General features: G+C 40.2%; 13 protein-coding genes. All 13 read right to left on the reverse strand.

Annotation, left to right across the window (positions count from 1 at the left end):
• Positions 1–7: 7 nt before the first annotated feature.
• The 13 genes from BACCELL_RS07475 to BACCELL_RS07535 all read right to left on the reverse strand — a co-directional run bounded on the left by BACCELL_RS07475 (position 8) and on the right by BACCELL_RS07535 (position 12,686).
• Complete coding sequence (locus tag BACCELL_RS07475) at positions 8–1,693, reverse strand: O-antigen ligase family protein (protein WP_007211061.1); 1,686 nt, start codon at positions 1,691–1,693, stop codon at positions 8–10.
• Positions 1,675–2,565: a signal peptidase I gene (gene lepB, locus BACCELL_RS07480; protein WP_007211062.1), complete on the reverse strand. Its 891-nt coding sequence runs from the start codon at positions 2,563–2,565 to the stop codon at positions 1,675–1,677. The genes BACCELL_RS07475 and lepB overlap by 19 nt, the downstream gene beginning before the upstream one ends.
• Positions 2,565–3,125, reverse strand: a complete 561-nt coding sequence (locus tag BACCELL_RS07485; RefSeq protein WP_044153481.1) for a hypothetical protein — start codon at positions 3,123–3,125, stop codon at positions 2,565–2,567. Before BACCELL_RS07485 ends, lepB begins: the two co-directional genes overlap by 1 nt.
• Positions 3,126–3,643: 518 nt before the next feature.
• Entirely contained in the window at positions 3,644–4,249 is a 606-nt protein-coding gene (locus BACCELL_RS25685) for a hypothetical protein (RefSeq protein ID WP_007211065.1), read from the reverse strand.
• Between the two features lie 6 nt (positions 4,250–4,255).
• Positions 4,256–5,137 carry a DUF1573 domain-containing protein gene (locus BACCELL_RS07495; protein WP_026366725.1) on the reverse strand — a complete coding sequence of 294 codons (882 nt, stop codon included), beginning with the start codon at positions 5,135–5,137 and terminating at the stop codon, positions 4,256–4,258.
• A 335-nt stretch (positions 5,138–5,472) separates the two neighbouring features.
• Positions 5,473–6,066 (reverse strand): hypothetical protein, encoded by a 594-nt coding sequence (locus BACCELL_RS07500; RefSeq protein ID WP_211211313.1) that lies wholly within the window; start codon positions 6,064–6,066, stop codon positions 5,473–5,475.
• Positions 6,035–6,478 carry a hypothetical protein gene (locus BACCELL_RS07505; protein WP_157133887.1) on the reverse strand — a complete coding sequence of 148 codons (444 nt, stop codon included), beginning with the start codon at positions 6,476–6,478 and terminating at the stop codon, positions 6,035–6,037. The genes BACCELL_RS07500 and BACCELL_RS07505 overlap by 32 nt, the downstream gene beginning before the upstream one ends.
• Positions 6,479–6,511: 33 nt before the next feature.
• A complete protein-coding gene (locus tag BACCELL_RS07510; RefSeq protein ID WP_007211069.1) occupies positions 6,512–6,823 on the reverse strand; it encodes an NVEALA domain-containing protein in 312 nt (103 codons plus the stop codon).
• Between the two features lie 40 nt (positions 6,824–6,863).
• Complete coding sequence (locus tag BACCELL_RS07515) at positions 6,864–7,940, reverse strand: BF3164 family lipoprotein (RefSeq protein WP_081450797.1); 1,077 nt, start codon at positions 7,938–7,940, stop codon at positions 6,864–6,866.
• Positions 7,924–8,064, reverse strand: coding sequence for a hypothetical protein (locus tag BACCELL_RS07520; RefSeq protein WP_487042765.1), 141 nt, complete (start codon positions 8,062–8,064; stop codon positions 7,924–7,926). Before BACCELL_RS07520 ends, BACCELL_RS07515 begins: the two co-directional genes overlap by 17 nt.
• A gap of 251 nt (positions 8,065–8,315) precedes the next feature.
• Positions 8,316–9,422 (reverse strand): winged helix-turn-helix domain-containing protein, encoded by a 1,107-nt coding sequence (locus BACCELL_RS07525; RefSeq protein ID WP_007211072.1) that lies wholly within the window; start codon positions 9,420–9,422, stop codon positions 8,316–8,318.
• A 37-nt stretch (positions 9,423–9,459) separates the two neighbouring features.
• Entirely contained in the window at positions 9,460–11,403 is a 1,944-nt protein-coding gene (locus BACCELL_RS07530) for a transglutaminase-like domain-containing protein (protein ID WP_044153686.1), read from the reverse strand.
• Between the two features lie 2 nt (positions 11,404–11,405).
• Positions 11,406–12,686 carry an alpha-L-arabinofuranosidase C-terminal domain-containing protein gene (locus BACCELL_RS07535; protein ID WP_007211074.1) on the reverse strand — a complete coding sequence of 427 codons (1,281 nt, stop codon included), beginning with the start codon at positions 12,684–12,686 and terminating at the stop codon, positions 11,406–11,408.
• Positions 12,687–12,905: the final 219 nt, after the last annotated feature.

Raw genomic sequence — 12,905 nt, forward strand, 5'->3', positions numbered from 1 at the left:
TTCCTAATTACTTTTCCAGTTCCTTTGCTATTTCCTCTACCTCTCTGCGCATCTCCTCAATGGCCGTAGAATGAATTTTAGGCGCTTTCATCAGCACTATTCGTTTCATCTCCTCAAACTTCTCCCTATTCAGAAATTCCGGTTCGGCATATAGCTTCGCCAGCAAATAGTAAGGATAAATCCGCCCGGGCAAACGATGAACCGAAGCCAGAAGAAGTTCCTCTGCCCAATGGTAGCAACGCAGTGCCTGATAATTCTTGCCAATGACATTCAGTATCATTGGATCAGCGCAATATACCAGAGCCTTATCCAGATATTTATTAGACTCATTATAAAACCCCGCCTTATGAAGGCTATGCCCATATTCAAACAAGAATGTCCCTTTCTCTCTCAGTTGCGGATAGAGCTTATCATAAGCCGCATTTGCCGCTGCATAGGCTCCCGCATGATAAAGCATACGGGCATTCACCCAGTCCCGACAAGCATCCTTTTCCCGTTGCCACTTGCCATGAAAACCGCCTATCCATATAATAAGACAAGCAGATAAAACAACCGGTTTAGCTATTATATCTCCTATCCCACAAGCCAGCAACAAGCACACATAGGCCACAATGAAAGCAGGAAGATGCATAGGATAAGAAGAAAAAGAAAAAATAAGTAAAGCGATAATTGCGCCACATACACCGTAGCGTCTGAACTGTGTCCCCGCCCATAAACAGGCAAGAGTAATCACCATCAGCATTATACAGATAACAGGTCCCTGTGTCAGAATCAATTCCAGATATTCATTAAATGCATATTCCGGACTTCCGGCCACCCTTTCTTCCCACTCGGCATAATCTCTCTGGGAAAAATAAGCTTCCTGCGCCTCACCATAAGCAAAAGCGAATCCCTTATCACATCCCCAGGGGTACTTGGTTATAGCCTGACAGGTTATTTTCCATAAAAACAAACGTCCCAGAGCAGAGTCCGGCTTCAAGAAGAAAGCTCCGGCACCTCCCACTATCAACACAAAAAATATCCCTATCCCATAAGAGATATATCGTTTTTTGTACCTTCTCCATAGTATATTCCATTTACGCCTATCCCGATGCATGTATATCACCCATACACAACCTATCACGGCAGCCACCCAGGCCGAACGGCTCATTGTAGCCGGTAATACGCAAAGAATCAGTACTCCCACTACTCCCGCCGCCACTTTCTCCAACTTTAAAGAAGCGCTCATCCACTTCCATGCTCCGAATTGCATATAATGATGCAGGCAGACAGGTAGTACCATTGCCAGATATCCAGCATACGGACCGGGATTAAAAAAAGAACCGGTAAGTGCATAACGAAAATGACCGGAAGCAGAAAAGCCATACAACTGACATAATCCCCAAACGGCTTCAATTCCTCCAAGAAGTATCAGACTCCATGATACACAAGCGGAAAAAGACGAAAAGGATAACATCTCCTTCCTAGAAGAACCATAGAAAAGTTGAAGCAGACAGACTGCAACGATACAACCGGTCGAAAACAATACAGCCTTTCCAAACCAAACCCACTGCCCGATAGTTTCTCCGGCAAGAAGTTCAGGTGTTGTTACGCAGACCAGGCTCAGTGGAGAGCAAACAGCAAGAAAATGTAACAACACAACGGCTGTGTCTTTTATTTTATGTATCCATATCTTTATTCTATTCTCTTCCATATTCTATCCCATCTTATCCTATCCTTCTCCCTATCTACCGACTTCCATATCCTGACAGCCTTGCCCACGATTAGAGGTTCCGGCAACAGTCCCCAATAGCGGGAATCCTGAGAGTTCATCACTTTATCTCCTGTAACAAAGTAATAATTCTCTTTAAAGCGATAAGCATATATCACACTGTCATTCAGTAAAACGGTATCTCCACGCAAGAAGAGTTTCTTCTTTTGTTCCCACTCTATTGCATTCTTATAGAAAGCGGCATGTTCAGGATTCATTTCCACCTCATCCCCTTTAGCCGGAAGATACAAAGGCCCGAAATTCATAATATCCCAGTTTACCAATTCATTATAAGGATAACCACTCATGACAATTCCCCAATCCCTTTCTCTCCCATTCTCTATGATACGCCTCAACCCATCCTGAGAATCTACGTTTCCTAACGGCATATTACAACCGCGCACTTTATAATGCGCCTGACTTATTTCAAATGTATCGCCCGGCAATGCCACACAACGCTTCACATAATAAGTCATTAAATTCAGGCCGATACTGTCCCACCGGGCCGGATAAGGAAAATTGAAAACCAATACATCGTTTCTCTTAATCTCGCCTAACCCCGGCAAGCGGAAAATCCTAACTTCTTTTCCTTCTGCGGCATCCCAAATATTGAAGATACGGGCACCCATCACCCACTTATTCACCAGAATGTTATCCCCCGGAAGCAAAGCAGGCTCCATGGAGTCCGAAGGAATCCTAAAAGTGGCAATACAGGTTACTTGAAGTAATACCCACAGAGCCACTAATCCACAGCCTATCAAAAACAAGTTTAACAACTTGTCGACAAACCAAGAGAGTTTTCTTTTCAAAGCCATCACATCTCCTTCAAGGATAAAGCTATTTTTTCCATTTCCGGCAACTCTTTAGCCCAAATCTGCTCCTCCGTTGTAGCAAATGAAATTAAATAAGTATTCTTTTTTCCCTGAACATACCATGTCTTTATCTTCAATATCTGACTCTCTCCTGTTTCCGGATGCTTATTAGCTTTATATGTCAGTACCACTGATCGCTTCACTTTCTCCGAACTCTGTACATCCCAAATAGTAGAGCTTATAGAAGTATCTTTTAAGTAATTCAAGCTATCCTGCTTCTGTATAAGTTTGTAAGATCTACATTCTTTAAACTCCATTATAGAAATAGACGCTCCCATATCCTTTATTGAATTCTTGGGACGTATCCGCGTTATTTGAGTCGCTTCATATCCTCTTACGGTTCTCCTTGCCGGTTTCTTATATAGTTTTTCTCCAGTAGAAAGTTCCCATCCCTTGATCATATTCATGACATAAGTATCACCCCACAATGTTACATACGAAACTTTCTGTGCACTAACACAGGTGCAGAATATAACTACTAAAAGAAATAAGTAATTTCTCATAACCTAACTGATTAACCGTTAACATTTCAAACATTCATTACTACAAATGATCCAAATTGAAAGTATATATAGAACTTTCATCCTCTGCAAACACTCCATAAACTGTCCGGCTGGCCTCATCGATCGTAAAAGCACTTATATAGCAATTCAATTTATATTGTTTCAAAGGTTTACCCTCCCACGAAAAGACTTGTAAAGAAGGGTAATACTTTCCAGCATATATGTCCTGGGGAGTCATATCTAAATTTAAAGTATAAATATAGTTTTCAGTAGCATAAGCCCCAATAGCATATATATACCTATTCTCTACTTCCAATGGACCTCTTGTTCTCCCGGTAAAATATTCAACTCTATATCTGTAGCATATTCCCGGATATATCATATATCCGCAGCTTTCGAGAATTTGTATAAAATGCCGCAAAATACTTACCGGATGGATGAGCTACCTTGATTTTGGTATAAGCTTGATTTCGTGATAGCAAATTGCCAAAGCGTTCTATCCCTTCAGGATAAACTCCCTATTTTTTCAGTTCTCCATTCGGATAAATAAATGCATATTCATTCTCTTCTTCTAAACCGGAATCACAGATATATAAGGAATCGGTTAACTTAATCAAACCATTATAAAACGGCTGAGCACCAGAAAACTCTAAGTTGGAAATAGTTGGTTGATCATTTACAAAAGATATCTTCTTAAACCGATTCATATCTAACACAATCGTTTCATTATGATTATTAGCAACCAATTGACTTGCTGGCAATATTAAATCATCAGGTCCTTCTCCTTTAATGCCAAAAGCATACTTATATCCAAAACCAATTTTATCAAATACCTGAAAACAGGTATCTATCTTTTCATTGAAGACTACCAAGAAAGAATCTTTTAGAAAGATATTCTTAGGATATAGCATTATTGGAGGAATATCATGTTTTTCCCCTAATAAGGAACTTGTTGCATCAAATGTATCATATATTTCAGTTGTTGACCTTACAGTACAGGCAGACAGGCCTATCAGTAATATCATAAAAGTAAATATCTTCTTTATACCTTTTCCCATATTAAAATCAAAGAATTGCCACTTCACCAAAGACTTACCCTTTAGGTATGTATATTTATCTTTCAACCCCGTTCATTTAGCCTCTCCTGTAAGTTTCAACAAAATAGGCGAAGATTCTGCATTACAATACACTTGTATGGTTTTATCAAAATGTTCCGGTTGTTCCGCTTTATACGTTACCAGTAAAGAAACAGAGCCCTTTGGACGAATCGGCTCCCCAGAATAACCGATCGTAACACAGCCGCAAGAAGTAACCACATTATCTATCACCAAAAGCTTATCACCTGTATTCTCAAGAATGAACTCAACCTTTTGTTCTTGATTCCAATCAAAAGTACCTAAAAACAAATTAATGTTTTTTACATTGACCTTCGTTTTTATCTTCTCATTCTCATAAGTCATCTGCTTTCCCTGAATTATATCTATATATAAATCCCTAACTTTATGATTATGAATGGGATTTCCCATAGCAACAACTCTATTTTCCTCATTCAACAAAAAAGTCTGAAAGTCTATCTTATCAGGAAACTTATTCAATTTATTAAAAGTGTCATTCTCATCAATACATACCGGATGATCAAAATAGTTACTTACTAATAAATTTATCAGTTCATCCCTATTTGTAGGGCATAGAAAGAACAAGACTGGGATTTCCTCTCCATTGGCAGGACTCAACATGGATATGTATTTTTTCCACATATGAGGTTGTAACTTACAACTTGTACAACCGACAGAATCTACATAGCTAACTATTGAATAGCGGGAACGTCTCGTTGGATATTTTACGGTATCTTTCCCATATACTGTGAAATATATTTCTTTAGGAAACAGTATTTCCCTTCTACTCCATTCGGATATTAAACGAGTTATCTCATCCTCCTTTTTTATATACGTACAAGAAAAGAAAAGTATTGCCGTAATGATAAACGATATAGTTACTAATAATCTCTTCATGACAAATTGCTTTATAGTCTTAAACCATAAGAAACTAAAAAAAGTAAACTTCAAGAAACTGTCTTCAAAAAATTCACTGTTATAATTATAGATAATTCTATTCTCTTCGTCCACATCAAAGGGATTCGATATAGTATCCAAAGTATATTTGGTTATGGAATGACCGGAGTAATCAAAAAAATCTATAATACATTTCTTCTCTTGCCTTGACCTCGTGCATAGAAATAACACTTACCTACACCCGTTCATCATAATAAAACCACATTATTTTCTAAATCAATCTACCCCCTATTAATATATGAAATAAAGGTGAAAACAAATCATCAAAAAACACACTATTCACTGCCGTTTAAAGTATATTTTAAGAAACCATCCTCAAATATGTCACTATTATACCCATATATAGTACTATTATCTTCATCCACATCAAAAGCATATAACATTTCTGTCAATTCGTATTGAGCAATTGAGCGTCCCGAGTAGTCATATACTTCTATAAAGCAACCCTCCATGTTTTTGGGTTTTCGACACCTTATATAAAAATAATGCTTACCTGCCACCAACTCGCGCTGCCGGAACTCGGTTTCTTTAACATCACCAACTACAATATGAGGTACCGTATTCTCACCAACAAGTCTTTTCCGAAGTTTCATGTCATCCACTCCATAGATATCGATTTGTTTTTTATAGGTATAGGCATAGATTATCAGAGAATCGTTAGCGGCCAAATATCCCCTGTTTTTATCAAAAAACGTTTCTTTATGACTTTCCATCTCAAGTGAGATTCTACCAGTTATCTGCTGAGTGTTCAAATTGATTTTCTCTATATCAAGTTTACTAGGATATGCACTATATATTAGTAGCGAGTCATTGACTATATTCATAAAGTTAACCATATTAACAGAGATCGGTAATTCTATTTTTTTCAAAAGAAAGATGGTTGGTATCATCCAATGCAAAACTTTTAATAGTGAATGGAGTATATCCCCAAATATATATATTGTCAGAGACTGTTTTACAAAACGCGGGAAAAATTTGAAACTCATCTTCTGCTCCTCCTTTTGCACCTCCTTTATATATACACTGGAATTCAGGTAGAGAATATTGATACAACATAGTGTCATTACTTTTTGAGTCTGTTACAAAAAGACTACCTTTTTTTACCTTTATCCCATCAAGCGAAAATACTTCATTTACTTTTATTTTTTCTGCATGCAATAACTTCTTCACAGGAAATGACTCTATCTTCTGTGCAGACACTTGCTTTTGCGCACCCACCTGCCCGGCACATGCAGTAATCAAAGCATAAGTCAGTAATAAACAAATATTTTTCTTCGTCATAAGATACATTTCTCACTAAATAAGCAACATTTTTCAGTATATTATTTGTGAACCTATACAATGGGCATCACCCACATGCATGGTAGATTTCACCGTAGCACAGCCATTACATTTTACGACAATTTCTGCAGGTTCATCGGGAAGCAAATCAGTGCCGGCATATAGATAACATTTTTTTAATCTTAATGGATCAGCCATATCTGATTCATATTCTGCCAAAGCCTCTACATTAGGCAGTACCAAATCCGTCAATCCATAATTTTTATTATGCATTACATACACGTCATAACAAACCACTGTCACAACCAAGACAGCTAAACCAATAAATACTAATTTTTTCATCATGATAACTTTTTATTAATTATTTTTATATCAATAGTTTGCACTATTTACCTAAAGTATACTTTTCTTTATTACAACAAAACTTCACCATTGGCTCATCCTTATTTATATCTACAACAAAAAGAGTCCTAAACTGACCATCCACAAACATACCATAAATAGCATGATCCAACTCATATTTCCTCAACGGCTCCCCCTCCAGACTAAACACATATACATACCATCCTCCATCCGTCATATCCCCTCTCTGTGTCGCTTCTGTAATCTCCTTGAATGTACGTCCCTGAAACACCGCATAGATAGCACTATCCGTCACCTGCACATCGCAAAACCCCATAATTCCCGTAGGAATACCATAGCCTTCCGCAACTTTGAACTTCGGCTCGCCATGCGGACCAATACGAACCACATGTGTACTATCTTTCAAGTTATAGATTTCAAGAACTTCTCCCAATTGAGTAACAGCCGCCAAAACTCCATTCCGAGGATTATAATCAATGAAACTACGCCATGCCTGTGCCAAAGCAGGACGAGCCTGCCTCAAAACCTCTTCATTAACAGAAGGAATCTCTCCCATCTTGCGCAGTAGCTTACCCTTTCGGTTTATCCAACAAAAACGACTTTCTCCTGAATAATCAGGAACGATAAAAGTAGAATCATCATATACCACAAAGTCTAATGCCCGGAGAATTTCTTTATCCAGACTCACCACTTCCTCACGAAGGAGTGAGTCGCCGGATAAAGACAAACTATACCTGGTTAATTGCGATTTATTTGCATCTAACATCCACAATGAATTTCCATCCCAACGGAGATTCTCGGCAGAAAGCATATCTTCCGGTGAATCTCCGCGCCTGCCCAAAGAAGCTATATATGAGAAATCAGGATAATGAAAAAGCTGAATGAAGTGCTCCGAAGCATGCAAATCCAGTATAGCTACGGTATCACCCTGTACCCGAATCCGATAAGGGAAACGAAATATGGCAGTATCTAATGGTACAGTTTGTCCAGATAACTGTTCCGTAACTGGAAAGTCATTATAAGGAATTCCTTTCTCAGGCGCAGAGGCACATGCCGAGACAAGAAGCACTATTAGCAATATGTTAGTACAAGTCTTCAAGGCTATAACCGGTTGCTACAATTTTAACTTTCTCATGATTTATCGGACAATCAACTGTCCCAGAACCTACACAATGCATAGGAACATGGCTTTCTCCTCCCGCCAATGCTTCAATATTTTCCATTAGCAAAGCACTTTCAGTCTTTTCCTCATGAAAAGAGCCATAGCAGACAATCGTCATAACCAGAAGTGACATATCTGCAAGCAAAACTTTCTTTTCATATTTTTCATTTAACCAATAATTCCATTTGATTCCTCACAAAGGTAGCAGTCCAAAGAGCATAAAAACAAATATAACGTCTGACAAAACCTGTCAGACATTATATTTGATGAATTTGATAGGTTTTGTAAGATTATGTTAGATTTTCACTAATTCTACAAAACATCATCCAACGGTGTCTTTTCTTCGATGGAATGGGCTATTTTCAACTGATACTTCGAATTTCCGCTGATAACTGAAATTTGCGATGACATTTCAGCCAAAGAAGAGCGAAGCCGTCCTACAACAGTATGTACCCGTTCAGAACGTCCACTGCCATCCGGCCATAACAACAGGCAAATATCCGATATAGACATACAATACCCGTCAGCCTCTAAAAGCCCAAGTAATAAAGCGGAAACCTGTGGCAATAAACTCTTTATTTGATTTCCCTTCTTCAACAGTCTATCTGCCGGATCAAACAAAACATCATCTCCCAGTTGATAGATACAGGACACAGTTTCTTTCAAGACAACCACCAACTCTTCTTCCTCAGCAGCTACGCTTCCGAAATTATCATGTTCGCAAGCATCAACAGAACGTCTGTTATAAACAGTCCAAATCCAGAAGAAAAACACAACGGACAACAAAAGAAAGAAGATTTCCATCCAGTCCCATAAAGTCATACTACGCCAATAATTAAAAGGCGACGCAAAAGCCGTCACCTCGACTTCACAGCGATAGCCTATGTAATAAGAGAACAAGCTATCTGATAGAGGCAGATAGCGAGTATCTTTTGCATAAGTCATAGATATATTCTCCGATAAATCTGTGACTGAAACACGTATATTGCCAGTACCAGAGATACCGTTTTTAACCAAAAGTCTATCCCACAGCATATTCAAAGAATCTGCCGCTAAAGGTTGTTCTTCCAATATAACACTGTCGAAAAGTCTCTCTGTAGGATTCTCCGCTATATTATTATAATGCTTATAGGCAGGTACAATATATTCTTTAGGGCCTTCTCCTACATCCATTGTAACTATCTTCGGGCTATCATCTTTAAAATCTCTTCTGCTATAGGAATGTGATACTATATACACATCTTCTTTTCCACGTTTCTCCATACTATCTTCCAATACACCGACAAGGGAAGTACGCATTTGCTCATTCCAGCTCCGCTCCTTCGTCAGATATCCATAAATAATATCTATTGATAAACACAAAGTCGCTATCAATGATACTATCAGCAGAACTCTACCAAAAGCGTTTTTTCTATTCATAATCCAATTCTATTTTATGACTTATCATTATCTGCTACTACCAAAACACCTGTTCCCCATCCACATACTCAAAGATCCGTTCATCTACCCCACCCGAATGATTTTTCAGATAAAGTAACGCCCCTTTAGGAACATTATAAACCAGTGAATCGGAATTAGCCACCGTAGTTCCCGCAGAAATCCAGCCTCCCTTTCCGGCATAGAAAAGTTCGTACTTATCGCCTTGGCGAATAAAATTAACGCGATTTCGCGGAGTAAAGACTATCTTACCAACCGAAACAGATTTTCCCAAATCAATTCCTGCCCAACCGCCATCCGGCTGGTTATAATCAAAAGAAGTGTATGGGTCACCATCAAAGGCACTCATATACCAATGCCCTTTATCGCCCCCGAAACTTCCCGGTGTACCTATCACCCTTCCTTGCAACGGAACCATATCATTCGGATCCCTGTAAAACCCGACTTCCGAAACGTTGCAGTAGCTACCCGCAGGTCCGTAGTAGCGCAAATAGCGATACTCTTTCGGATTACTGACATAAACCACATTCTGAAGCCGTACGGGCTTCTCTTCAATCACAAACAAAGTATCTCTTGTCCGGAATCCCGCATCATTGCTGCCTTCGAATACCCCGCCCACCATACGGTCGATGAATGGTTCAATAAACAGGTTGAACTTATGAAGAATCGTAACCCGTTCCTCCCCCTCTCCGTTACCAAAATATCGGAAATAACTCAATTCCTTATGAGCCCAAAAAGGAACAGTCATGGGCACCAACTGTTTATCACGGTAAGAGGACAGGCAAAAAACAGCGTTTCCATCGACATTTTCAAAACTTACCTGTCCATTCCTATACTTACTGACGGCTACCGGAACCCACTCCATGTGTGAAGGAAGACATAAATAGATAAGCTCATCCCGCTCCGGCCGGATAAGAAAGCGTGACTCAGGGATGCAGATCGTCTGTTCGCAATCAGAATAAATATCTGTTACATCCAGCATCAACGGATAGCGGAAAGTAGGATGTATTTTCTCCGGCGGTTGGCTCATCATTTTCATCATGTCCCGGTTGATACTGAACATCCGGCGATAAACCTTTCCCCGGGGTGCGTCGTAAGTGTGCGATTGGATAAGAGGACCGGGATAGAGAAGCGAGCAGAAGAAAGCGTCGCAATGATCATCCGGTACAAAGTTCCAGTAATGGGGCACATTGTTATCACCACGCATCAGCATTTCATCACAACCACTCGGAATGCCCAGAGAGCGACAGATGTAAGTAAACGCATCCGCCAAATCTTCACAGTTACCGGACAGCCAGTCCGCAATTTCCGGCCCTGCGCTATGTTTGGCATAAGAATAAGAAACAAAACGGGGAGAACGTTTCTTCAAAGAATCCAGCAGTGCATCCGCCACAATCCAGGGGAAAACACTCTCGGGTTTAAGACGAATGCTGTCCAACAGAGAATTATATTTATCGTAAAGCCGTTCGCGCCATTCCACCGGACATTCATCCCCCACGCGATAAGGAAGCACATACTCACAAAAGTTCTCAAAAGAAACCTTCTTGCCCCAAGGCTGCTCACGCCAGACCTTGAATGCCCAGTCTATATTGTGAACCAAATAGACGGAATCCACCTCCCGAATATCATACTTCAACTCTGTCCTACCAAATTGTTCGTTCATTCTCCCACGGTTCAGGGAATCCGCAATCACTTCGGGCGACAAAGCCGTTTCATGAAGCATCTTGAAAAATTGTTTTTCATAATTCACCTCTTCGCCCGTATAGTAGTAATGATAGGGCATATTCTCGATCAGGAAACAGGCGGCCTTATACTTCAGCGAATCCACAGCATAGTGATTTAACACCTTTTCCAACTCCGCGCGATTATCACCTGCCTGTATCAGTGCCGTCTCTAAATTCGTCTTGCCGCCACAAGCCATTACTGCGATGGAAAGGGCTATTATTGAAAGAATCTTCTTCATTGTCATCTTCTTTTTTGTGTTTTTATTCTCATTACCGAATAAGAGAAAGGAAGGAATTCGTAATCAAACAACTCTCCAAACTCCCGGAATTCACTCTCACGCGGATAAATACGTTTAGGCTCCTCTGCCGTATTCTCGTCCATGCCGGTAGCGGCCGCCAATGTAAGCACATGTCCTTTCGTCTCAACCCGTGCGCCTCCCACAAGATGGAACCTTACTTTATAAGGAGCATTTGCCGCATTAACCACCTTTACCACTATCTCTCCCGCCTCTCCATCGTATCCGGCAGCATAAAACTGCCGGGGCATGACCGGCTTATAACCGACCACCAATCTCCCATTCACATAAAACTCCACACCCTTGGACGTACTCACCAATTTCACATCATACCAACGACTATTCTTCAGATGCCAAGGCAATATCTTGGTCACTACCTCACCCTTCATATCTTCGATATTAATGAAGCGGTTACCCCATCTTCCCACATTGACACAATATCCCTTTTTCCCGTTCACCGATACACCATAATAGAGAAAAAAGCCCTCATTGCCTTTTGTGCGCCGTGCCTTGAACGTAAGTACATATTCATTCCCGATGAAATCGGGCAAAACGGCTCTGGTACGCAGTTGTCTGGAAGTCTGCATCAGAATGCCATCCCGCACTTTCCACTCCCCGCTATCGGCTCGGCAACAGGACACATCATAATGAATGTTTTTTCCATCCGCCTCTATCCGAATATCCTTAAACTCTACCTCCGTATCCCATGAGCCAAATCCTATCATGCCTTTTTCCATTCTGACAGGCGATGGAGCACTTTGCGTTTTACTGATTTCTACGATGTAGGTCGGGGTATTCTCCATAGACATGGCTCGTGCATAGTCGGCGCTGAGTCTACTCTCATTATCATCCTTTACAATTAATGAGTCGAAGTCTATGCGAACCAGATCCCCGTTCCGCTCCATCCCCATGTGCCAAGCTACTTCGGCCAGCGTAGCCAGCATATTACCGCTATCTACTTTACATGCGTAGCCATGCGCATGGAGCAGAAATTTCCCGCGTGGTTCTTTGTCAAACATCGCAGAATTAGCAAAGAAGAACTCCGGACTTCTACGATAACAGGTGTCAGTCACATTCTCAACAAGAATCGTTTCTATCGACATATTCTGATAAATATTTATATAAACTTCATCATCAACAGGAGGCGGACAACAAGAACTGAGCAGGATAGCTGATAAAATAAAAGTATTCCATACATGACTGTGCATTTTTCTTAATAGTATCATAATATAGGTTTTAAAGGTTTTGCCATTTTACTACTGCAAAGTAAGCTACTTTCATATAAACCCAAGGTCTACATTCAAACCAACGAGGGGATAAAAACGTGTCACGCCTGTTTTAAACAGCCTTTTTCTTCTTTCTCCGACGTTATGTTGCAACATTCCGACAAGGCGAAGAGATTTCATCAATGCTCATAAACCCTATCTAAACCATATCCGGGATGC

Source organism: Bacteroides cellulosilyticus DSM 14838 (assembly GCF_000158035.1).
In the GTDB taxonomy this organism is placed as follows: domain Bacteria; phylum Bacteroidota; class Bacteroidia; order Bacteroidales; family Bacteroidaceae; genus Bacteroides; species Bacteroides cellulosilyticus.

Coding starts and splice junctions, on each gene's coding strand:
- BACCELL_RS07475 (WP_007211061.1), bottom strand. CDS start 1,693: ATGGAAGAGAATAGAATAAAGATATGGATACATAAAATAAAAGACACA.
- lepB (WP_007211062.1), bottom strand. CDS start 2,565: ATGGCTTTGAAAAGAAAACTCTCTTGGTTTGTCGACAAGTTGTTAAAC.
- BACCELL_RS07485 (WP_044153481.1), bottom strand. CDS start 3,125: ATGAGAAATTACTTATTTCTTTTAGTAGTTATATTCTGCACCTGTGTT.
- BACCELL_RS07495 (WP_026366725.1), bottom strand. CDS start 5,137: ATGAAGAGATTATTAGTAACTATATCGTTTATCATTACGGCAATACTT.
- BACCELL_RS07505 (WP_157133887.1), bottom strand. CDS start 6,478: ATGACGAAGAAAAATATTTGTTTATTACTGACTTATGCTTTGATTACT.
- BACCELL_RS07510 (WP_007211069.1), bottom strand. CDS start 6,823: ATGATGAAAAAATTAGTATTTATTGGTTTAGCTGTCTTGGTTGTGACA.
- BACCELL_RS07520 (WP_487042765.1), bottom strand. CDS start 8,064: ATGGAAAATATTGAAGCATTGGCGGGAGGAGAAAGCCATGTTCCTATG.
- BACCELL_RS07525 (WP_007211072.1), bottom strand. CDS start 9,422: ATGAATAGAAAAAACGCTTTTGGTAGAGTTCTGCTGATAGTATCATTG.
- BACCELL_RS07530 (WP_044153686.1), bottom strand. CDS start 11,403: ATGAAGAAGATTCTTTCAATAATAGCCCTTTCCATCGCAGTAATGGCT.
- BACCELL_RS07535 (WP_007211074.1), bottom strand. CDS start 12,686: ATGATACTATTAAGAAAAATGCACAGTCATGTATGGAATACTTTTATT.